Origin of the sequence: Pseudomonas sp. 18058 (assembly GCF_902706155.1) — a bacterium.
In the GTDB taxonomy this organism is placed as follows: domain Bacteria; phylum Pseudomonadota; class Gammaproteobacteria; order Pseudomonadales; family Pseudomonadaceae; genus Aquipseudomonas; species Aquipseudomonas rustica.
In genome coordinates, this window is record NZ_CACSJY010000030.1 from 1 (window position 1) to 22396 (window position 22396).

At 56.0% G+C, this 22396-nt stretch carries 15 protein-coding genes and 1 pseudogene; 8 read left to right on the top strand and 8 right to left on the bottom strand.

Annotated features, from left to right (window positions below; genetic code table 11):
- Positions 1-120: 120 nt before the first annotated feature.
- A pseudogene (locus GVL50_RS17125) lies at positions 121-948 on the bottom strand (SDR family oxidoreductase); the annotation flags it as partial.
- 188 nt (positions 949-1136) lie between these two features.
- Between GVL50_RS17125 and exbB the strand changes: the two are divergent.
- The 6 genes from exbB (at position 1137) to GVL50_RS17155 (ending at position 8039) form a co-directional block, all read left to right on the top strand.
- Positions 1137-2108 carry a tonB-system energizer ExbB gene (exbB, locus tag GVL50_RS17130; RefSeq protein ID WP_159814414.1) on the top strand — a complete coding sequence of 324 codons (972 nt, stop codon included), beginning with the start codon at positions 1137-1139 and terminating at the stop codon, positions 2106-2108.
- 6 nt (positions 2109-2114) lie between these two features.
- The gene (gene exbD / locus GVL50_RS17135) at positions 2115-2543 is read left to right on the top strand and encodes a TonB system transport protein ExbD (protein WP_053125060.1); all 429 of its coding nucleotides are present in this window, start codon (positions 2115-2117) and stop codon (positions 2541-2543) included.
- On the top strand, positions 2540-3286 hold the full coding sequence (locus GVL50_RS17140; protein WP_038359287.1) for an energy transducer TonB: 747 nt from the start codon (positions 2540-2542) through the stop codon (positions 3284-3286). Before exbD ends, GVL50_RS17140 begins: the two co-directional genes overlap by 4 nt.
- Before the next feature lie 258 nt (positions 3287-3544).
- A complete protein-coding gene (locus GVL50_RS17145) occupies positions 3545-4474 on the top strand; it encodes a hydrogen peroxide-inducible genes activator (protein WP_053125062.1) in 930 nt (309 codons plus the stop codon).
- Positions 4475-4483: 9 nt separating this feature from the next.
- Positions 4484-6559 carry an ATP-dependent DNA helicase RecG gene (recG, locus tag GVL50_RS17150; protein WP_053125064.1) on the top strand — a complete coding sequence of 692 codons (2076 nt, stop codon included), beginning with the start codon at positions 4484-4486 and terminating at the stop codon, positions 6557-6559.
- Between the two features lie 79 nt (positions 6560-6638).
- Positions 6639-8039, top strand: coding sequence for an aminoacyl-tRNA deacylase and HDOD domain-containing protein (locus GVL50_RS17155; RefSeq protein ID WP_053125066.1), 1401 nt, complete (start codon positions 6639-6641; stop codon positions 8037-8039).
- 152 nt (positions 8040-8191) lie between these two features.
- On the opposite strand, the gene GVL50_RS17160 is transcribed toward GVL50_RS17155, so the two are convergent.
- Complete coding sequence (locus tag GVL50_RS17160; RefSeq protein ID WP_016985803.1) at positions 8192-8575, bottom strand: helicase; 384 nt, start codon at positions 8573-8575, stop codon at positions 8192-8194.
- 583 nt (positions 8576-9158) lie between these two features.
- Between GVL50_RS17160 and GVL50_RS17165 the strand changes: the two genes are divergently transcribed.
- The gene (locus GVL50_RS17165) at positions 9159-9530 is read left to right on the top strand and encodes a DUF6124 family protein (protein ID WP_159814416.1); all 372 of its coding nucleotides are present in this window, start codon (positions 9159-9161) and stop codon (positions 9528-9530) included.
- Positions 9531-10198: 668 nt separating this feature from the next.
- On the top strand, positions 10199-11623 hold the full coding sequence (locus GVL50_RS17170) for a DNA sulfur modification protein DndB (RefSeq protein WP_256671877.1): 1425 nt from the start codon (positions 10199-10201) through the stop codon (positions 11621-11623).
- Between the two features lie 686 nt (positions 11624-12309).
- Here the strand turns inward: GVL50_RS17170 and GVL50_RS17175 are convergent.
- The 6 genes from GVL50_RS17175 to GVL50_RS17200 all read right to left on the bottom strand — a co-directional run bounded on the left by GVL50_RS17175 (position 12310) and on the right by GVL50_RS17200 (position 22394).
- On the bottom strand, positions 12310-14760 hold the full coding sequence (locus GVL50_RS17175) for an alpha/beta fold hydrolase (RefSeq protein WP_159814418.1): 2451 nt from the start codon (positions 14758-14760) through the stop codon (positions 12310-12312).
- 9 nt (positions 14761-14769) lie between these two features.
- Positions 14770-16164: a TIGR01777 family oxidoreductase gene (locus GVL50_RS17180; protein ID WP_159814420.1), complete on the bottom strand. Its 1395-nt coding sequence runs from the start codon at positions 16162-16164 to the stop codon at positions 14770-14772.
- Positions 16165-16332: 168 nt separating this feature from the next.
- Complete coding sequence (locus GVL50_RS17185) at positions 16333-17082, bottom strand: lysozyme inhibitor LprI family protein (RefSeq protein WP_256671878.1); 750 nt, start codon at positions 17080-17082, stop codon at positions 16333-16335.
- A 268-nt stretch (positions 17083-17350) separates the two neighbouring features.
- Positions 17351-18259, bottom strand: a complete 909-nt coding sequence (locus GVL50_RS17190; RefSeq protein ID WP_159814422.1) for a type IV pilus biogenesis/stability protein PilW — start codon at positions 18257-18259, stop codon at positions 17351-17353.
- A complete protein-coding gene (locus tag GVL50_RS28775) occupies positions 18249-21365 on the bottom strand; it encodes a hypothetical protein (protein ID WP_256671879.1) in 3117 nt (1038 codons plus the stop codon). Before GVL50_RS28775 ends, GVL50_RS17190 begins: the two co-directional genes overlap by 11 nt.
- A gap of 15 nt (positions 21366-21380) precedes the next feature.
- Complete coding sequence (locus GVL50_RS17200; RefSeq protein ID WP_178124200.1) at positions 21381-22394, bottom strand: sel1 repeat family protein; 1014 nt, start codon at positions 22392-22394, stop codon at positions 21381-21383.
- Between the last annotated feature and the right edge of the window lie 2 nt (positions 22395-22396).

Sequence of the window (22396 nt, forward strand, 5' to 3'; positions counted from 1 at the left end):
GGCAAAGAGCTGGAAATCCTGCAAGCGGTGAACTCCGCGCTGGCGGATGAACAGCCGCAGTTCACACCGGGTGCTCGCAAGTGGTTGCTCGAGAAACAGTAAACCGCTGAAAAGATCGCAGCCTTCGCGGTAGCTTGGGTATGTTGGCGTCCAGCCGAGGGCCTTTGCCCGGGCATTGCTGCAGCGCTTGCTGCCAGTACGCCGCACACTCGCCTCATCTGCCCACTCGGTTACGCCCAGATACTCGCGCAACCAGTCGACCACTTCGGCCAACGGTGCCGGTGCATCGTCGACGCCGATGTAGATGCTTTCCAGCGCAGTCCCCTGCCGATCCGCCTCGAGCAAAAACTTCAGCAGACCCGCCGCGTCGTCCGCGTGAATGCGATTGCCATACAGCGGTGGCTCGACGGCGACGCGATAACCCTCGCGAACTTGCGTCAGCAGACGCTCGCGGCCAGGGCCGTAAATACCGGTCAGGCGCAGGATGCTCGCCGGGATACCGCTTTTGAGCGCGACTTGCTCAGCCTCAAGCATCAACCGTCCGGAGAAACCGCTGGCCACTGTCGCTGAGGTCTCGTCCACCCACTCGCCATCCATCTGCCCATAAACACTGCTGCTGGATACAAACAACAGCCGCTCCGGCACCTGTCCGTAGTCATCCAGCCAGCTCAACACATTCTGCAAACCCTGCACGTAAGCCGCGCGGTACCCGGCTTCATCGTGATTGGTCGCAGCAGCGCAATACACCAGGTAATCCACCGCACCGATCGGCCAGGTGTCCGGGCAATCTTCATTAAAGAGATCCCCGGCAACACCAATGACACCCTCAGGCAGACGTGACACATCCCGGCGCAAGCCATGGACTTCCCAGCCAGCGGCCAGCAATTGCGTGGCCAGACGACTACCAATATCGCCACAACCGGCAATCAGAACAGAAGGCGCAGACATCAGAAAACTCCCATCGGAAAGCGACAGACTAGGCCCGGCGAGTGACGAGCGGCTAGCAATCAAGGAAAAAAAGATACTCTATTACTTTTGTTAACAAGAATTACTTGCAATAATGCCTGCCACTTTTGTTCTCGGCCTCACGAGGCCTGGAAGAGCATCATCGTTTTTCTATCTCAGGTCCGGCCAGCATGACACGTAATCAAATCCCCGCTTCGCCAACCCAACGACCTCGCGCCTGGAGCGCAGTGGCGGCTCTGCTGCTCAGCCTGATGCTGGCACCGACCGCCGCCTTCGCCGACGCGCAAGCGCCAGCCGCACCGGCCGCGACCGAACAGCACGCACCTGCGGCTGACGCGCCTGCCACCGCCCCGGCTGCCGCACCGACTGCAACCGATCCAGTGCAAGCGGTAGACGCTGCCGACGTTCCTGAAGTTCTCGAAGCCGACAACACGCTGGGCATGGCCCACGACCTGTCGCCGTGGGGCATGTACCAGAACGCCGACATCATCGTGAAAATCGTGATGATCGGTCTGGCCATCGCTTCCATCATCACCTGGACCATCTGGATCGCCAAAGGCTTTGAGCTGATGGGCGCCAAGCGTCGTCTGCGTGGCGAAATCGCCGCCCTGAAGAAAGCCACCACCCTTAAAGAAGCCAGCGCCACGGCCGGCAAGGAAGGCACCCTCGCCAACCTGCTGGTGCACGACGCGCTCGAAGAGATGCGCCTGTCGGTCAACAGCCGCGAGAAAGAAGGTATCAAGGAACGCGTCAGCTTCCGTCTTGAGCGTCTGGTTGCAGCCTGCGGTCGCAACATGAGCAGCGGCACCGGCGTCCTCGCCACCATCGGTTCCACCGCGCCGTTTGTCGGTCTGTTCGGTACCGTGTGGGGCATCATGAACTCCTTCATCGGCATCGCCAAAACCCAGACCACCAACCTCGCCGTTGTGGCGCCAGGTATCGCCGAAGCGCTGCTGGCCACCGCACTGGGTCTGGTTGCAGCGATTCCAGCGGTTGTGATCTACAACGTCTTCGCCCGCTCGATCGCCGGTTACAAGGCGCAGGTTTCCGATGCTTCGGCAGAAGTCCTGTTGCTGGTCAGCCGCGACCTCGACCACCAGCCTGAGCGCAGCTCGCAGCCGCACATGGTTAAAGTGGGGTAATCGGCCATGGGCCTGCATTTGAAAGAAGGCGCAGACGACGATCTGGCCGAGAACCACGAAATCAACGTCACGCCGTTTATCGACGTGATGCTGGTGCTGTTGATCATCTTCATGGTGGCCGCTCCGTTGGCCACCGTGGACATCAAAGTCGACCTGCCTGCCTCGACCGCCAAACCGGCGCCGCGGCCAGAGAAACCGGTGTTCCTCAGCGTAAAAGCTGATCAGCGCCTGTTCCTCGGCGAAGACGAAGTGAAGCCCGAAGCACTGGGCGCCACACTCGACGCCAGAACCAAGGGCAAGAAAGACACCACCATCTTCTTCCAGGCTGACAAAGGCGTGGATTACGGCGACCTGATGAGCGTGATGGATAACCTGCGTTCCGCCGGTTACCTGAAGGTCGGCCTGGTAGGACTTGAGACGGCAGCCAAGAAATGATCACGACGCGCCATAAGCTGACGCGTTACAGCGGTAGCCTGGCCGTGGTGCTGGGCGTTCATGCGCTGGCCATCGCGCTGGCGCTGAACTGGACCGCCCGCCCGCCCATCGAATTGCCGCCGCAGGCAATGATGGTCGAGCTGGCCCCGGTTCCGGCCCCGCCACCGCCTGCTCCGCCGAAAGTCGTCACACCGCCGCAGCCACCGGCTCCGGTTGAAGAGTTGCCGATTCCGAAACTGGCCGAAGCCCCGAAAGCTGAAATCGCGGTGCAGAAACCTAAACCGAAGCCCAAGCCTAAACCGCCGAAGCCGGTCGAGAAGAAGCTGCCCGATCCGCCGAAGGAAAAACCTTCCGAGGAAAAACCGGCCGACACCCAGCCGACTCAGGCACCGACGGAGAAATCCGCCCAGCCTGCGCCAGGCCCGTCGCCGGCCCAGATGGCTGCCAAAGCCAGCTGGCAAGGCACCCTGCTCGCGCATTTGGCCAAGTACAAAAAGTACCCGGCCAGTGCTCAGGCACGGGGCAAGGAAGGCTTGAACCGTTTGCGTTTCGTGGTGGATGCCGAAGGTAACGTGCTGTCGTTCGAACTGGTGGGCCGCTCTGGCAATGCTGATCTTGACCGGGCTACCCTGGAAATGATCCGCCGCGCACAACCGCTACCCAAGCCACCGGCTGACATGCTGAACAACGGCTCGATCGAAATTGTTGCACCGTTTGTTTATTCCCTCGAACGCCGCCGTTAACGCGGTCTGTAGGAGCTGAGCTTGCTCGCGAAAGCGATGTGTCAGAGAAAGATGTACTGACTGACACGCTGCCTTCGCGAGCAAGCTCGGCTCCTACAAGGTCTGCGCAAAGCCCAAAAGGCACCGAAAGGTGCCTTTTGCATATCTGCCAGCGGCAAACCGACATTGCCCGGTGTCGCATGTCGCCCTCAGTCTGATAACGTGCGTCTATCGATTGCAGCCGGTATGCTTGGCCCGCATCTTCATGGACGCTTTGCTATGACCCTCACAGAATTACGCTACATCGTTACCCTCGCCCAAGAGCAGCATTTCGGCCACGCGGCCGAGAAATGCCACGTCAGCCAGCCGACCCTATCGGTGGGCGTGAAGAAACTTGAAGACGAACTCGGTGTGCTGATTTTCGAGCGCAGCAAGAGCGCCGTGCGCGTGACCCCGGTCGGCGAAGGCATCGTCGCCCAGGCGCAGAAAGTTCTTGAGCAAGCCCAAGGCATCCGCGAACTGGCCCAGGCCGGCAAGAATCAGCTGACCGCACCGCTGAAAGTCGGCGCGATCTACACCGTCGGCCCGTACCTGTTCCCGCACCTGATTCCACAACTGCACCGGGTCGCCCCGCAGATGCCGTTGTACATCGAAGAAAACTTCACCCACGTGCTGCGCGACAAACTGCGCAACGGCGAACTCGACGCGATCATTATCGCCCTGCCGTTCAACGAAGCCGACGTGCTGACCCTGCCACTGTACGACGAGCCGTTCTACGTGCTCATGCCGGCCCAGCACCCGTGGACGAAAAAAGAAACCATCGACGCCGGCCTGCTCAACGACAAGAGCCTGCTGCTGCTCGGCGAAGGTCACTGCTTCCGCGATCAGGTACTCGAAGCCTGCCCGACCCTGACCAAGGGCGGCGACGGCGCCAAGCACACCACGGTCGAATCCAGTTCGCTGGAAACCATTCGCCACATGGTCGCGTCCGGTCTGGGCATCTCGATCCTGCCGTTGTCGGCTGTTGACAGCCATCACTACGCCCCCGGCGTGATCGCAGTGCGTCCGCTGTCGCCACCGGTGCCGTTCCGCACCGTGGCCATCGCCTGGCGTGCGAGTTTCCCACGGCCGAAAGCCATCGAAATCCTCGCCGACTCCATTCGCCTGTGCTCGGTGGCCAAGCCAGCGACACCGGTTACGGCCGGTTAAGCGAGCGTCATGACTGAGCTGTCGCAAGTGTCGGTGACGGCACTCAAGGGTGTCGGTGAAGCCATGGCCGAGAAATTGGCCAAGGTCGGTCTGGAAAATCTCCAGGACGTACTGTTTCATCTACCGCTGCGTTATCAGGATCGTACCCGCGTGGTGCCAATCGGCCATTTGCGACCGGGTCAGGACGCCGTGGTCGAAGGCACCGTCAGCGGCGCCGACGTGGTCATGGGCCGCCGTCGCAGCCTCGTCGTGCGCATGCAGGACGGCACCGGCGGCTTGAGCCTGCGCTTCTACCATTTCAGCAACGCGCAGAAAGAAGGCCTCAAACGCGGCACGCGGATTCGCTGCTACGGCGAAGCCCGGCCCGGCGCCTCAGGTCTGGAAATCTACCACCCGGAATATCGCGCCATCACCGGCGACGAACCGCCGCCAGTGGATGAAACCCTGACCCCGGTTTATCCGCTGACCGAAGGCCTGACCCAAGCGCGTCTGCGTCAACTGTGCATGCAGACGCTGACGATGCTCAAGCCCGACACCCTGCCCGACTGGCTGCCGACCGAACTGGCGCGCGACTATCAACTCGCACCGCTGGCCGATGCGATCCGCTACCTGCACAATCCGCCCGCCGATGCCGACGTCGACGAACTCGCCCTCGGTCATCACTGGGCGCAGCATCGTCTGGCCTTCGAAGAGCTGCTGACGCATCAACTGTCGCAACAACGTCTGCGCGAAAGCATGCGCTCGTTGCGCGCGCCGGCGATGCCGAAAGCGAAAAAGCTGCCGCCGAAATATCTGGCGAATCTTGGCTTCAACCCGACCGGCGCCCAACAGCGCGTCGGCAACGAAATCGCCTACGACCTCAGTCAGCACGAACCGATGCTGCGGCTGATTCAGGGTGACGTCGGCGCGGGTAAAACCGTGGTCGCCGCCCTCGCCGCTCTGCAAGCGCTGGAAGCCGGTTATCAAGTCGCGCTGATGGCGCCGACCGAGATTCTCGCCGAACAACACTTCATCACCTTCAAGCGCTGGCTCGAACCGCTGGGCATTGAAGTGGCGTGGCTGGCCGGCAAGCTCAAGGGCAAGAACCGCGTCGCCGCGCTGGAACAGATCGCCAGTGGCACACCGATGGTGGTCGGCACCCACGCGCTGTTCCAAGACGAAGTTAAATTCAAGAATCTAGCGCTGGTGATCATCGACGAACAGCATCGCTTCGGTGTGCAGCAACGTCTGGCGCTGCGGCAGAAAGGCGTCGGTGGGCGCATGTGTCCGCATCAACTGATCATGACCGCGACACCAATTCCACGCACACTGGCGATGAGCGCCTACGCCGACCTCGACACCTCGATCCTCGACGAACTGCCGCCGGGTCGAACCCCGGTCAACACCGTGCTGGTTACCGACACCCGCCGCGTCGAAGTCATCGAGCGCGTGCGCGGTGCCTGCGCCGAGGGCCGTCAGGCCTATTGGGTGTGCACGCTGATCGAAGAGTCGGAAGAGCTGACCTGTCAGGCCGCCGAAACCACCTTCGAAGACCTCACTCTTGCGCTCGGCGAACTGAAAGTCGGGCTGATCCACGGGCGCATGAAACCCGTCGAGAAGGCCGCCGTCATGGCCGAATTCAAGGCCGGTAACCTGCAACTGCTGGTCGCGACCACGGTGATCGAAGTCGGTGTAGACGTACCCAACGCCAGCCTGATGATCATCGAAAACCCCGAGCGCCTCGGCCTCGCGCAACTGCACCAGTTACGCGGCCGTGTCGGTCGGGGCAGCGCCGCCAGCCATTGCGTGCTGCTTTACCATCCGCCGCTGTCGCAGATCGGTCGCCAGCGTCTGGGCATCATGCGTGAGACCAACGACGGTTTCGTCATCGCCGAAAAAGACCTCGAACTGCGCGGCCCCGGTGAAATGCTCGGCACCCGCCAGACCGGATTGCTGCAATTCAAGGTCGCGGATCTGATGCGCGACGCCGACTTATTGCCCGCCGTTCGTGACGCGGCGCAAGCGCTGCTGGAACGCTGGCCGACCCACGTCAGCCCCTTGCTTGACCGCTGGTTGCGCCACGGGCAGCAATACGGCCAAGTGTGAGCACCGTCGCAGTTTCTGACAGCTCGTTCTGACCAAGCTGGTTATACTCCTGCCATTGTTTCAAAAACGGATACAGACCATGACCGAAGCCGCTCTCGCCCCCGAATCCCCGCACGCGCCGTCTGTCATTCGGCTGCTGCTGGACAAGCTCGGGATCGCCTACGAAGAAGTGCTCGACCACCACGGCCTCAATGCCTCGCGCAAAGTACAAGCCGTGTTGCTGGACGACGCTGTCGGCGCGCTGATGGTGCTGTTTCCGCAGAGCCAGTTGCTCGACCTCAATCGCCTCGCCGAACTGACGGGCCGTCGCCTGACCGCCGTGTCGACCGAGCGCCTGCAAAAGATGCTCGGCAAACACAGCCTGAGCCTGCTGCCAGGCCTGCCGGCACTGACCAGTTCGCCGTGCCTCTACGAAGAAAGCCTGCTGCGCGAGCCGAAGCTGCTGATCAACTCCGGTGAGCCGGGCGTGTTGCTGGAAATCACCAGCGAAGCCTTCAAAAGCATGCTGACCAAGGCCAGCGCCGCCAACTTCGGCGAAGCGCTGAACAGCATCCGCCCGAACCTCGACCGCCCGGACGATGACCGCGAGGAAATCACCCAGGCCGTGCAAGCGTTTACCGCACGGCGCATTCAGCAGCGCCTGGAAGCGACCATCGAGATTCCGCCGCTGGCCGAAACCGCGCAAAAAATCATCAAGCTGCGCGTCGACCCCAACGCCACCATCGACGACATCACCGGCGTCGTTGAAACCGACCCGGCGCTGGCCGCACAAGTGGTGAGCTGGGCGGCGTCGCCGTACTACGCCTCGCCGGGCAAGATTCGCTCGGTAGAAGACGCGATCGTCCGCGTGCTCGGTTTCGATCTGGTGATCAACTTGGCGCTGGGCCTGGCCCTCGGCAAGACCCTGAGCCTGCCCAAAGACCATCCGCAACACTCGACGCCGTACTGGCAGCAATCGATCTACACCGCCGCCGTCATCGAAGGCCTGACCCGCGCCATGCCGCGCGCCCAGCGCCCGGAAGCCGGCCTGACCTACCTCGCCGGTCTGCTGCACAACTTCGGTTATCTGCTGCTGGCCCACGTCTTTCCGCCGCACTTCTCGCTGATCTGCCGCCACCTGGAGGTCAACCCGCACCTGTGCCACAGCTACATCGAGCAACACCTGCTCGGTATCAGCCGTGAACAGATCGGCTCGTGGCTGATGCGCTACTGGGACATGCCGGACGAACTGGCCACCGCGCTGCGCTTCCAGCACGATCCGAGTTATGACGGCGCCTACGCTGAATACCCGAACCTTGTCTGCCTGGCCGTACGCCTACTGCGTGGACGCGGGATCGGTTCGGGCCCGGATGAAGACATTCCAGACGCCCTGCTCGAACGCGTTGGCCTGACCCGCGAAAAAGCCAACGACGTCGTCAGCAAAGTCCTCGAAGCCGAAGTCCTGCTGCGCGAACTGGCTTCGCAATTCAGCCAGGGCTAAACAAAACAGGCCCGCTCCCCCAAGGATTTACACAAACCCCTGTGGGAGCGAGCCTGCTCGCGAAAAATCCAACTCAATCTATCAGACCGCCCCTGATCGTTCCCACGCTCCGCGTGGGAATGCATCCCGTGACGCTCCGCGTCACCAAAGGCTCAAGCCTTAGGCTTAGCCTTCCTCGGCACCAAATACTTCATCAACCCCTGAAACCACATCACCAGCGCCGGATTGCCCTTCAGCTGAATCGACTTGTCCTGAATCCCCTGCATAAACGCCAGTTGCTTGTTCTTCGCCTGCATCGTCGCAAAGCCATAACCGGCATCTTTAAACGCAATCGCAAACGCCGGCTCCGCCACCACGCCAGACTTGCTGGTGATGCGCTGATCCTTGACCACAAAATGCCGCGCCACTTTCCCGTCCAGCGTCTGCAGCTGAAACACCAGATCCTTGTCACCCAACTGCTGCTGGAACGCAGGATTTGTCCGGCTGGCCTTACCCATCAACAAACCCATCATCCAAAGAAGAAAACGAAATTTCATGCGCACAGCCTCAAAAGGAAAATGAACGGCCGGGGCAGTGTAAGGGATTCGGACGATAACGCCAGTATCTGACGTTATTGGAAGATGATGCAGCCAATTTCCCGCACGATGACCGCCAAGTCACGATTCCCAACTCCGCCTATGATCGTTCCCACGCTCCGCGTGAGAATGCATCCCGAGACGCTCCGCGTCTCACCCTTCACCTTTCCTACACCTGTTGAAACACAACCCTGTAGGAGCCGCCGAAGGCTGCGATCTTTTGATCTTCCCCCCTGCAACTCCTTAGGAAATTTCCCGCAAAGCGCGGCGGCATGCGTGAACTAGGCGAGTTGAAGGTTCATCGATACGCTTAGTAAGTCACCGAAAAATCGGTGGCCGGACGTGCAAGTCCGTTGGAGTGCACATTGGTTATGGCAATTCACCGAGCGTTTTCCTATGCTCGCGACTCGTTATGGCTGCTGTGTATGGGAGGCCTTCGGGCCTGCCGGGTGACTCCACCGGTCTTGCACACCTATGCACAGCTGCCACCACTTTCGAAGTGCGAGCGAAACGGTGTCGGCTCCTAAATCTGGAGTAAGACCGAATGATCAAACCAACACCCAATCCCCCCGTAACAGCTGAAATTTCGCCCTCCGACCCCGTAGACGAAGTAGCCCTCGACAAAGAAGCCGCAGAGCGAGCGTTCACTCACTACTTCCCCACTCATACCAAAAAGCCACTCAAACGCCGTGAGGGCAGCCTTTTCAGTGTGTGCGACGATATCGACACCGAGGCTCTCCTGGCCAATGCCTCGGAAGACTTGCTATCCATTAGCGCCATCGCTGCAGATTTAGCCGATGACATTGATGGCTCACGCCGCTCAGTTGCATTAGCACTGAGTAGAATGGCAGATGGTGTTCATTTGATGGTGGAAGGAGCGCTGGATCATATTGAGGCGCGAGCCCTCTCCGGCTAACCCACGAAGGTACGTTGATTAGATAAAGGGGGCACTACTGACTCCGCAAACGCACTGGAGTGCTCGCCCGCTAAACGCCCCAATTTATGCGGGGCGTTTGCTTTTGTGCCAGAAAAAACACTCGATGATGGTTTCGGGTTCTGCTCTCTGATCTGCCCTTTTACTTCGATACTGCACTGGTATTTGGCTTCGAAGCGAAGCGACAGCAATTCCACTAAAAGAGCTATAGATAAAGTTTTAGTAGATCAATGGGCATCTAGGCAACACCTTACAGAAGTCCAAATTCACCAAGTCCAGCTTGGAATATTCAGGTTAATGACTCGAGCGAGGTGATCCTGGAGAACATTTTTTCTGCGAAACCGGGAACAGGCTAGCCTGGATGCGGGATCACTTCCGATGCACATCAAAACGAAAAATGCCTTTCATCTTTCGATACGAGGCAATGTCTGTGAGCCTCACGTAGATTGCCAGATTTTCTAACTCCGGATCGACGGCTTGGTTGCTTTTACAATACACGGCCGTTCTCACAAAAATGACATACACAGGCTTTATAGGAAAAATCTATCAAATATCCCTGGAGCAATAGCTTTAAATCCTGGGATATCGATTGATGTTCCCAGGGATGTTTTGTATATTTCCCTGGCACAACAAATAACCAGGAGAAAAAAATGTACCCAGCAAATTCAAACGGAGCACCAACCCCTCTTTCAGGCCTCGATGCCCTAGTCAGCGTTGGAGACAGCTCAGAAAAGCCTGTAAAAGTGTTTATTGGGCACAATTTGGGCTTTCGAACATTCACTATGAATGTTCCTATGTATGAGTTCTATCAGCTCTCAGCTGTCGCTAACGATCCTGCGCGAGACGGTGATCAGCTTGCCCAGCGAAAACTAGATCCAGTGCATGCTCAAAAACTTGCAAGTTACGTGCTTAAAGGTCTAGTCAGCTCTGCAATCAGTAAACGGCTGATTGATAACAAACCAGTACCTGAAATTTTTTTAAAAGTACAGACAGATATTGGTAAACAACCGTATATGTCCCTTCAACCAGTTGTAGTTAACATTCGTGAATGTAATCCAGCTGGTGGTGACATCAACGGAATTGCACTAAAGTCGAATGAAGAAATTGCCTCCTTTAAAGTTTATCTTTCTCAGCGCCATGTACTTTGGGTAGTTGATGGTCAGCATCGTCGACAAGGCATGGAGATGGTGTTTAGCTTCTTAAGAGATGTTACTCAAAATAAAGCTTACCCAAAAAAAGGGAGTCTCTACCAAGGAGGAGAGTGCTCATCAGGTGAACTTGAACTGTGGCAAGAATGTTTTTCTGTTGCCAGAACATTTTGCACTGTCTCTCTCGAAGTTCACCTCGGACTAAATATTGACCAAGAACGTCAGCTTTTCCATGATTTGAATCGTCTAGGAAAAAAGGTAGACACTAGCTTAGCTCTTCAATTCGACAACTCAAACCCAGTCAATCTTTACATCAAGGAAAATTTGATTGATAAATTGGGAATGAAGGTAGAAGAGAAAGATCAGACTGACTGGGCCAATGATAGTGGAGCAATTTCACGAAAGGATCTCGTCGCCGTAAATGCAAGGCTTTTCCTGAATAAATCCAATATTTCAGGGGCTAAAGCAAGTGAGGTAATTGATAAAACAGAAGTCACAGACAGATTTTGGGAAGAAGTCTCTGCCATCCCCGGCTTTGGTCAAGAACACTCAAAGCTGACCACTGTAGTTGCCCAGCCGGTGGTTTTGAAAGCTTTGGCAAAAATAGTTTTTGATTTGGCTTTCAGCAATCGAAAACCGGAAAACAGCAAGGAGTTAATTGATAAGTTTTATGATGAGCTTTCTGAAATAGATTTCAGCCATAGCAATCCAGTATGGCAGTATTACACCATGACAGAACAAGAACGGGTGGATGCTGGTATTGATGGTGCTGCCAATTATTTACCCAAGGATGATTCATCAGTTAACCGCGATATTGGTTCATTCCAAGGTGAGCACATGCGTTTTGGTTCAAAGCATAACGATATCTACCCCTTGATTGGCGATATGGTTCGCTGGATGATGGGGTTGCCTTCAAGAAACAAGTAACAATTACAAATCGGAAACTAAAAGGCACTTAGGTGCCTTTTTTATTAATGGCTTCGCACAACCTATATGAACCCAAATGCTTCAGCGTTGGAACTTGGGGACTTTGCTACAGAATTTTTCCCAGCACTATCCAAAAGACTCTAGCTGACGGCGATACCGGCATATCAGATTACCCTTAATCAAGCGGCATATTTTCGCATGTTTCATCATCAGCAGAACTCACCGCCCATTAAACCGTTGCACCGACCCTTTTGCTGATTTCCAATACATTCTCTTGGCCGTTTTCGTCGCGGTGGAGCGTGATGCCAGATACGGTGGACAAGCGAATATCGGGCCGGTAGAACGTACCGAGGGTGTGGCCGTCTTGGGCATTCGACAGTCCGCCAACGACTCCACAGTCTGAGCGTCCAGCATTTCGACGCAAATGGAGCTGCCGCCGCAGCACAGCCTGTGAAAAATGTAATGCCGGTGAAGTGGATCTCGCTTTGCAGGGATCTCACCCGTGCCTGATCTAGGTATCGGGATGCCGTTTTCTTACGGAGCCAGCTTCATGGTTGGGGCCAGTGAAAACTGGCGTGTCGTTGAAATCCGTGAATGCTGCTCCGCCAGCAAAAGCCATGCCGGAAGACAAATCCGAGGAAGTAAACGCTGCCCGCGGCAGCCAACTCATCAGAACAACAGTAGTTTCACTTCACGCCCTTCGAATTGATCAATTCCAAGTCACCATCCCGATACAACACCTCACACCCCACCCACGCCGGATCCACCTGTGGCATCACCGCCGACGGCTTTCGCAATTCGCGCAACAGAGTCGAGCCATGCGACAGCCGCCCACCCATCCGTGCAATCACCGCCCGCGCGGTTTGGTAATGCGCGTGCCGCCCCGGATCGAGGGTGTCTTCAAGCAAAATATCCTCGCCCAGAATGCCCTGCACCTGCCCCGGATAAATCATGAACCCGGTGGCCTGCTCCGCACCTTCGCGACCGTCCTGCCAGAAGCTACCATCGCGCGTCCGCACATCCGGATGCGGTGCAAACCAGTGTTCGCGGTCGGACAGTGGCATGGCGTGATGCAGGCGGAAGAAAATGCGCATCAGGTTGTCGCGGTACCACTCGCGCACTTGCAGGTAATAACCGCGCAGGCCCGGCAGGCCAGTCGAGTGCGCGAGGCGGATCAGCCCTGGCCATTGCGGGAATGCCTGTAACGGCAGCTCAGTCGCCGTAGGTCGAGGAGTGGCCGGATCGGTCTCCCACGGCAATCGATGCGGACTGTTTTCAAGGTTGTCGTAAGCCGTCGGCGGGCGGCCCAGTGCGTCACCGCCGCTGCTGGCCAGTGCCGTGGCGATGCACAGATTGCCTTGCACCACGAACACGTAAAACCGGGTGAACCAGTCCGCCAGTTGTTGGCCATCGGCATGTTGCGCGACGAGTTCGGCCAGTTCCTGATCGAAGCGCTGCAAGCCGTGTTCAAGGTTCAGCAAATGGCCCCGAGCCTCGCGCTGCATACGCAAAAATAACGGCAAAGAACGCAGCATCTTCATCGGTTGCCACGGCAGATGCGGAGTTGCGCCACCGACCTCACCGGCGTAATTATTCGAGCTGATGCCCCAGTCGGCGAGTCGGGCGAGGAAAAGGTCGTTGTTGATGTAGGACGCGCCGCCGAACACCGCAGTGAACGGCTCGTTGTCCTGCAGCACCCGCGCATCCCAACGCGCCATGATCGCCGGGATGCTCGCGGCGGCTCGACGCTGGGCGTATTCCACCAGTGCGCTCGGTTGCGGCGGCAGGATCTCGGCGATGTTCGCGGCGGTCAGGTGCCGGCGCCAGCCGTAGTCGCTGATCGGCCGGTATTGCAGCAGCCACAATTGTGCGCCGTCCCAGGCCCATTCGACGTCGCCGGGCACGTAGTGGAATACGCGCAACACGTCTTGCAGAAAGCGCCAGAGCAAGTCTTCGGTCAGTCCGTGGCATGGCGTGAACGTGCCGCTGCGCCAAGCATCGCCGAGTCGCGACAGCGTTGCCCGCGAGGGGCTGACGCGACCATCGGCCAGCGATTCCAGATGCCCTTCTACCCACTCCAGTTCTACCGATAGATGCCGGACAAATGCGATGCCCGACACCGTTGGCATAATGAAGCGCTGCACCACCACTTCCTCGACGCCTTCGGCCATCAATTCGGCGATGCGTTTCGGCACATTGGCGGTCGGCTCGCGCAAATAGGTTGTGCTCAAACCAGCATTCGCCGAATCGGCCTGATCCTCGCCGTAACTGGAGGAGCGCACCGCCCAGGTCACATCGGGCTGCGCAGCAAGAAAGGCTGACATACGCGGATCGTTGCAATCGTTGAGGGTCAGCGCCGCCGGCACTGGTTGCCGCGCCAGTTCAGCCAAGCGCAAACGCCCGCCCTTGGTGTGCGCGACAAAACCGCGCTCGCCCGACTCCAGCCACGCGGCGAATTCGGCGGGCGAATCGATCCACGGGTAGTGCCCCCAACCGGTTTTCAGGCTGATGGTCAGATCCGCGCGGGCCAGAATCGCCGACCAAGCGGCGGCTTGTTCGATGCCGAGCACGGCGTCCTGATCGCCCCAGACCAGTTCGACCGGATCAGTGATCCACTCGAGCAGCGGCAACGCCGTGTCCGCGCGAACCAGATCCCAATGCGGCACAAAAGCTCGGCAACGCGCATAACCGGCGCCCATGCGCTGATACTGCGCAGGCGTCCAGGTCTGCCTGGAGAACTTGTGCGCAAACAGCTTGGGTTTGTTCGACAGCAACCAGTGAATGGTTTTGCGGATCGGCAGTGGCGACATCAGTGCCGGCAAGCGCCGCTGCCACAGAAACGCACCGACTGGCGCCAGCAAAACGCTGCGGGAAAAGTGTCCGGGCCGGCGTTGCAGCGCATGCAACACCAGCAACGCATTGACCCCGACCGCCATGATCGCGCTGCCCTTCTGCGTCATCGCCAGCAAGGTCTGCGCGTAGTCCGCCAGATCCTCGCAGGGCGGTTGCGGATTGGCGCCGAAGCCCGGCAACTCCAGCGGCACCACGTCGTAGCGCTGAAAGTGCGGCAGTGCGTCGTCCCACCAATCGGCGGCGCTGCCGTTGCCGGCCAGCAGGTACATCAACGGCTTGCTCATGAGCGATCCTCAGGTCAGATCGCGCAGAGCGGCGTCGAGGGTTGGATAGCGGAAGGTGTAGCCGGCCTCGGTCAAACGCTGCGGCACCACGCGCTGACCGTCGAAAAACAACTGCGCCATCTCCCCTGCCAGCGCACGCACTGGCGCGGCGGGAATGTGCAACCACACTGGACGTTTGAGGATCTTGCCGGCCTGCTCGGCGAACGCGGCCTGACTAACTGTTTCGGGCGCGACCATGTTGTAGGTACCGCGCAGACTTTCATCGTGGAAGGATCGAGCGATCACCTGAAGCACATCGTCGCGATGCACCCAGCTCATGATCTGCCGACCGTCGCCCATGCGCCCGCCGAAACCCAGACGAAACGGCAGCAGCAACGGCGTCAGCGCACCGCCCGGTCCGAACACCACGCCGAGGCGCAGCACGACCGGACGCACGCCAAATTCGGTGGCCGGTTGCGCGGCGGCTTCCCAGCGCGCACAGAGTTCGGCCATGAAACCCTCGCCCTTGCTGGCATGTTCGTCGAGGCTTTCGCTGGCATCGCGTACGCCGTAGTAGCCGATGGCTGAGGCTTGAATCCACAGTGCTGGTTTTTGCTTTGTGTTCTTCAACCAGGTCATCAACGCTTCGGTGATGCCGACCCGGCTGGCGAGCAGTTGCGACTGACGCTTGGCAGTCCAGCGTGGGCCGGCAACGGGCGCACCCGCCAGATTGATCACCACGTCGAAGGCGTCGTCGTGGCTGAGTTCGTTGAGCGAATGCACACAGCGGACGCGGCCGTTGAATAGATTGGCCGCGTTCAACGGATCGCGCGTCAGTACGCTGACCGAATGGCCCGCGTCGAGTAATTGATTGACCAAGGCTTGACCGATGAACCCGGTGCCGCCGGTGATCAGCACTCGCTTGTAGGCGCCACCGGCAAACGGGTTGGACTGACTCGGCATCTTTTCTGGTGGCGACTTTATGCGGTCATGCCGATACAGCCAGAACAACGGAGGCAACAACACCAGCAACGCAAAACCATCAAGCCACAGGTGCGACCAGACCTGCTGTTGCGCTGAAAGCCACATGTCCTGCGGCGCCCATAACAGGATGCCGGCGATCAACCAGCCCCACGCTGTCGGGGCTTTCAAGCGATTGCCCAAGTGCACCAGCGCGAGCATGTACAGCGAATAGCTTTGCAGCGTCGCGCCGAACAGCGCGAGCCACCAGACTTGTTGTTCGTGGCCGGCGGTGGGCACCGGATCGGCGCCCCAGAATGCGAGTTCGAGTGTATGCAGATAGCCGTCGAGTAATCCGGAATGCCCGGCCCAGGTCAGGGTGAGTCCGGCGAGGATGTGCACGATTGCGGCGGCGTACAGCCAGAGCACTAACGCGGGGCGAAGGGAAATCGAGGGGGCTGGCATTCCGTGTCCTGAGCGCATTCCTTGGGGGTGGGGAGTTTAAAGGAAAATGGTGGTCGTCAGATGCTCAAAAACTAAACGTTTTACCGGACGGATTCAGACCAAACGACTGCGAAAACGCATCAGACATCCAAGTCGACGCTTCCGCGCGAATGCACTGGCTTGTCCGTTTCAACGTCTGTTCTTGTCCGGTGCCAAAGCCAGTTGGCGAGCACGCTCTATCGTCGCGCGAATTAGGCAGGCATCGGACCACTCACCGAAAACTGATTTATGCGATTTCGGGTCGGCCTCGCACTCCGCATCTCGAAATTTCATCCAGGCTCTTTGAGTTTCCCTCAGTGCTTTCTGACCGCCTTCGTCCAGCCGGCTCATACGATCCCGATACACAGAATTCAACAATGCATCCGCGTCAGGAACCATCAGATCAAGAACACCATTTCCCAAGGGAAACCACTCAACGTCCGCCAATGCCTGTTCGCTCTCATTGTTCCAATTGTAGAGGCCGTTTTCTTCGATCTTCAGTGTGGCGGATCGCTGATGGTGATTCGTCGGATCGCTCTCGCTGACCTCCGAGCGATAAACAATTTCCAAATAGATAGGATCGGTTGTGCGCTGAGGATCATTCAATAGCATTTGCCGAACAATGGCCCGTTGCTTTTTGCTCTCAGTTATCTCTATCGAAAAGCACGGATCCGGCCCAGGACGTTCTGCGGACGCCTTCCTCTCCAGGCATTGATTACGAACCGCCATGGAAGGGGTATCCGAACCGCCACCCACATCAACGACTCTGACAAGCAACCGGACTTCCGGGTCCTTGGAAAAGTCGGCCTGAAGGATGGTGGCAATCATCGTGCCCTCAGCCATAACCACAGGCGACAGTATTGAAAGTAAAAAAATGAGGCTGAATCTGAAAATCTGCATTCCTTGGCGTCCGTAAAAAGTCAGTGATCCGTTCAATTCTGAACGGGCTTGCGACAGAAGATAGAGTCAGACCCGACAAACCGGCCAGATCTATTTAAGTTCTCAACCAAATTCAAATCGGTCGAGCGCAACAAATAAATCCGCCCCCTTTACCAGAACAGATCCAGTAAAGTCCCTTAGCAAAGGTCCCATCAAACAATAATATTTCCAAGGACTAGTCATGACCCTTGAGCGTTAACAGAAGGAGAGTAGTCTGCAATTTCTTCTATTACTGCGTTGTAGCACGCTGCCTAACCCGATCAGGAACCTTGACTTGCTTGCCATTCTCGCTCATGAGATCGGTGTATACCTTATAGTTCTTTGCCGCGGATGCTTTATCACCCGTCTCCCAATAAGCATCTGCGAGATTAAGATAGGCAACTGTCCGCGTCGGGCTTTCTGAAATAACTTTTTTCAAAAGCCAAATTGCGTCGGTGTTGAAGCCTGCTTGCTGCCAAAAAAATGCTACGTCATTGAACACTTGTTGGCTGGCAGAAGAGTAACCATACTCACCAATGTAGCGTTCAATAAAATCACGTTTCGGAAAGCCAGAAAATCTTGCTCTATCCTTATAAACGCGCGACGTGGCGTTTTTAAACTCGACTAAAAGTTCTTCTTTTATTTTTTTCTCAACACCAGAAACTACTTCTATCTTACTCAGACATTCAGCGCTTTCACATTTCTGCGCTTCATCATGTTCAAGTACTGAATAGCAATATGGTTGTGGTTGCCCCGCGGAGCCAGGACCTTTCTGTAGATACACCAGATTTTCACCACTCGCATTAATTGGTTGACAATAAGGAACCACACCGAAAGCGTCAGGCACTCCGGATTTATTCTTGATAATATCCACGCTACTTACGATCTTGCTTGCATCAAGTGTTTGCACCTTTCCGTCAGCACTCAAAATCCAGAAGGTGTTTTCCTGAGAGCTACAGTCACATTCACAACTCAATATATAACGCTGGCTCCTGATATCAAACTTCGCCTTTGGAACGCCATCAGAACCACAGAAGTTCTCCGAAATAGTCACTGAGCAAATATTGGTATCAGGATCGCATGCCAGCTTTTTCCCTTCGCTCCACGCTGGAGACGAAAACAAAATCAAAATAATAAACCAGCGAAACTTATAGCTCACAGATGTCACCCTCTACGATTATTCCGTAATTGCCGTTTTCTCGCGTGGCAGTATTGCCACTCATTGTTGCGGTATACTTTTGTCCCTGAATGATTCCCATCCGGCGACTGAAAGCATCGGCCCTATACGCCTCTGAGGCTTTTTCCGCTCGTTTTTTACAGACAAAAATCAGTAGCTCTTTTTGGGTAGTAATATTAGCACTAGGGAATTCGGCTCTAATAAGCTGCTCCGCCTTGGCGAGATGATTTTGCTGAACACACAAGTCGTATAGCGCACAGTAAGTACGCAGTCGAATCTTCACCATCAGATTCGGTGCCAATTCGCGCATCAACTTGATACAAGACGTCACATTCTCATTATATTTCGCCGCATGATTCAGCTGAATCTTTTGAAACGCTTCGACCTCACCAAGCTTCTTGAAAGCCGATTTCCATCCTGCATTGTTGCTGGCGATTACTCCCGTCGCCCAACTCATTTGGGCGGCGGTATTCGCAGAGTTCAAAGAATTTATCAGTGTCTGGAAATTCATGTTGGCACCAAAACATCCGTCAAACGTGGCTTGATCTGCTCCACGCATCTCCAGCAGAACTGGTCCTAACGTGCCCTGCCCGAAGTTCCACTGAATAACACCGAAAGACATACCTTGACCATCGAAATTGCCGGCCAGTGCCTCATAATCCAACTTGCTCTTTCCTTCGTATCCGGAGGAAACCAATAGTGCGATTTCTTTGGCCTTGTTGAGTGGAATGCAAACGGCCGACAGCGCATTCGCTACAAAGGCAATCGAATGGAAATGCCATATCAAGTCGGTACTGATAGCAGCCTTTTCTTTCAGTTCATCCCAAAACACATAGCTGCTGATCCTTTCTTTCTCATGCTTCAGTGTCTTCGGGGCGTGCTCAAGCTCAGTATCAAGCCGGCTCCATTTTGGAGCATCTGCTTTCGCTTTCCACTCCGTCGGATGATGTGCAACCAGCTTGGACCATTGCGACCGTGTATCAACGTTTTTCAACGCCTCGGCCAACTCGGCCGGATCGACGTCCCCGCTCTGGTCTTTATCGACCTTCGTGAACAGATCCTGAAAGAACGCAGGCATGTCCTTCGGATCGAGAAACCCGTCCGCTGTCGCATTGGTTTCTTCGACGACCTGAAACCCCAGCTTTTCCCAATCATGCTGAGTGATAATCTGTGCACCCACTTTCTTGACTAGACCATTCATGGCCTGAGCATTGTCAGTAACGTTCACATCGTAGTAATCGTCGGTACCCACTTTGATGACCGGCGTCTTGTTCAAATCCACTGCATGTTCCGTTTTCAGCACCGTACTGTCTGTCGCAGGTGCTTTTTTCTTCAGATCGCTTCCGGCTGGCAAGTACAGGTATTGCTTGCCGACCTTCAGACCAGCCGTATTCTTGAGGAAGTCTTTTACGTCTGCTTCGGCAGTGAATATCTCGACGTGCACTTGATACTTACTCGCTACACCGCCATCTTCGCCAGTCAGATTTTCAGTCAACCCCAGATAGCCAATCGGATCTCCCGCCTTGATACCGGTACTTGCAGGCTCTACAGAATTGAAACTACTCGGGATTACATCCCAGGCAACGTAGTCGTTTTCCACAATCGCCCAGAAGCTGGAAGGAAGGCTTCCCGTCCCAGCCAAGCTACCGCTGCTGGTACATTTCGCCATTCGACGAATTGTCCCTGAGACATTGAGGTTCAGTACCTCTTTACTTTCAAACTCCACCGTACTTTGAGGCGTAAGTTGCAGCGAGCCCATTTTGGCACCGGCAGTCTGCCCATTTTGGGCAGAGACAGGATCCTGATAAAGATCCAATCTCTTCAACGCGGTTCCCTTCACCTTACCTTGCCAATATTTGGGCTTTAAACGCTCAGGGATCGGGTCTGCCAGCCATATACGTGCGGGTTTGGAGTTTTTGTAGGGTTCTCCATCCTTCAAGTATGCGAACCAGACCTCTTTGCCAGCCTCGCGAACTTTGTGGCCACTCTTTTTAACGCTACCTGACAGGATTTTCCCTTTCGCATAGGTAACGTTGCCTAACTCCTTTTGATCCAATATCTCAAGTTTGGTCCCCGCAACGAGCTTGCCAACGTTCTGAACGCTACTAGATTCAGGGAAATCGTCGTACGCGTTGAAGTCACTTACTTTCATGGTCACTTGAGGTTTCGGAGTTTCTTCCTCAGTCAGCGGATAACGCTTGAAGGGCAGAAGGTGCATGTACAAGCTGTAGAAATTCAGCTTGTTTTGCTTGCCTTTATTCGGTCCGTCTTCTGGATTTGGCGCAGATTTGTACTCATGTCGCACCAAACAAAACGAGTTGGAATACTTCAGTTTTTTCTCATTTTCACCGAACGTAGACTCCAAATAATCTTCGTTAAGTCGGTAGGCCACGACTTCACCGTCGGCCATACATCGAATTGGTTCGTTCAAGATGCACTGAGGAGCGCTGGCATTGCTGATGTGTATACCACCATGCCAGAACTTATTACTGCCAAGAAGATAGTGGCCCGACGTTTCTTTTTCTAACGCTTTATATATTTCGTCGGCACTCTCAAACTGCTTCCCGTCCGCCTTTCTAAATGGATATTGAAAGCTCATCAGCGGTGACCCTGTTGGAGCAGGGGTTGCTGCTGGCGCGGGAGCGGGCGTCGGTTGCGCCCCGCTCTTGTACTCCACCTTCGGCCGGAGATACTTGTTCGGCATCGGCCAGTAGCCGCTGCCCTCACCGTATTTGGCGGACTTTGGCCCGGTCGAACTCTGTGAGCCGAAAAAATTCCCCTTGACCCGGTTAACGTCCATGTCCTCGATCACGCCGGTATGGTGCATACCTGTCCATAGCGCGATATCACCCGGCTGAACGCTGTTGAGGGCAATGAACTCGAAATGCGTGGTGTCTGTCGCAAGTTGACTTGTAGTGCGGTAAGGGATGTCATACCCCGCATCACTGAGCATTAGGTTTAGTAAATGAGAACAATCAATTTCCTTCCGACCGTTACCGTCTTCGTCCGCAGATCCGCCCTTACCATAACCGTATTCGTATCCGCTGTAAGGGTATTTGGCGCGCTGTTCAAGTAGACCCGTGCTCATCGATAGCATCCTGCTTTAAAGGCAATGAATTGAATTATTTGCGGTGATGCCTTGGATGCTAAGTCGTTCGACGCCTCTAGCACCTGCCTCGTTGCCTTTCTTGTCGGCCTCCTGATAACACGCCATCGCCCGGGCCAAATCACTAGGGATGATTGCGCCGGTTTCATAGGCGCCGCCTAGTTGAATAAATGCACTCGGGGAACCGAGCCAGGCAGAGCTTACAAGAGCCCCCAATGACTTTTCTGGATTTACACAGGCTCGCTTCTCTTCGTAATTGCCTTCATCGCAATAGAAGTCAGCAAGGGCGATCCCTGCTTCAGGTACGCTCTTGGCAGCTGACTCCAGTAGTTGAAGGATCTTTACGTTTTCCAACCGTGGAGCTTGACCTGAAAGGCTGATCCCCGCCGCTGCAAAGGCAGCCTCTGCGGAGCCTTGGTCTGCCCCATGTAAATAACTGTTCAGAGCAGAAATGTACAACTGACTGGAAGAAGAGGACTCGGTATCGATACCCAGGTGGTTATATATCGCCCCTCTTTTTAGTGCGCGCTCACCCGGTGAAGCCTTTAAGTTCGGGTATTGAGCATCAAGTACAGCCTCAAGCGACCAGTCTTCAGCACGGGTCAATACCCAACAGTCGTTATGTTTGAAAGTGAAGATATTCAGCACTTCACCATTGTAATCGCGAACAACTATATGGTTCGGCAGTTGGACTTGCATGCTCAACCCGGACTTCGCGATGCTATCGGGAGCAAGCATCACCAACGATGGAAGGTCCAACACCCTCGACTTTCGCTCCACCACTCGCGGCTTTGACTCGGTGAAGACTACCGTTTGCACGATCACGGGCGAGGCGATAAACGCTTGCTGCACCTCAGGCTTGGACGAGAACTCTTTTACGAAATCTGCGAAGTTGTCACTCGGGCATTGCACAGTGCTCGATTGCGCCGCAAAGGCTCCTGAACACAACCCGAACGCTAGCAGCGCCAGACATTGCAGCTTGAATTGACGCACTCGATTGTTCTTTGTCATCA

Coding starts and splice junctions, on each gene's coding strand:
- exbB (WP_159814414.1), top strand. CDS start 1,137: ATGACACGTAATCAAATCCCCGCTTCGCCAACCCAACGACCTCGCGCC.
- exbD (WP_053125060.1), top strand. CDS start 2,115: ATGGGCCTGCATTTGAAAGAAGGCGCAGACGACGATCTGGCCGAGAAC.
- GVL50_RS17140 (WP_038359287.1), top strand. CDS start 2,540: ATGATCACGACGCGCCATAAGCTGACGCGTTACAGCGGTAGCCTGGCC.
- GVL50_RS17145 (WP_053125062.1), top strand. CDS start 3,545: ATGACCCTCACAGAATTACGCTACATCGTTACCCTCGCCCAAGAGCAG.
- recG (WP_053125064.1), top strand. CDS start 4,484: ATGACTGAGCTGTCGCAAGTGTCGGTGACGGCACTCAAGGGTGTCGGT.
- GVL50_RS17155 (WP_053125066.1), top strand. CDS start 6,639: ATGACCGAAGCCGCTCTCGCCCCCGAATCCCCGCACGCGCCGTCTGTC.
- GVL50_RS17160 (WP_016985803.1), bottom strand. CDS start 8,575: ATGAAATTTCGTTTTCTTCTTTGGATGATGGGTTTGTTGATGGGTAAG.
- GVL50_RS17165 (WP_159814416.1), top strand. CDS start 9,159: ATGATCAAACCAACACCCAATCCCCCCGTAACAGCTGAAATTTCGCCC.
- GVL50_RS17170 (WP_256671877.1), top strand. CDS start 10,199: ATGTACCCAGCAAATTCAAACGGAGCACCAACCCCTCTTTCAGGCCTC.
- GVL50_RS17175 (WP_159814418.1), bottom strand. CDS start 14,760: ATGAGCAAGCCGTTGATGTACCTGCTGGCCGGCAACGGCAGCGCCGCC.
- GVL50_RS17180 (WP_159814420.1), bottom strand. CDS start 16,164: ATGCCAGCCCCCTCGATTTCCCTTCGCCCCGCGTTAGTGCTCTGGCTG.
- GVL50_RS17185 (WP_256671878.1), bottom strand. CDS start 17,082: ATGCAGATTTTCAGATTCAGCCTCATTTTTTTACTTTCAATACTGTCG.
- GVL50_RS28775 (WP_256671879.1), bottom strand. CDS start 21,365: ATGAGCACGGGTCTACTTGAACAGCGCGCCAAATACCCTTACAGCGGA.
- GVL50_RS17200 (WP_178124200.1), bottom strand. CDS start 22,394: ATGACAAAGAACAATCGAGTGCGTCAATTCAAGCTGCAATGTCTGGCG.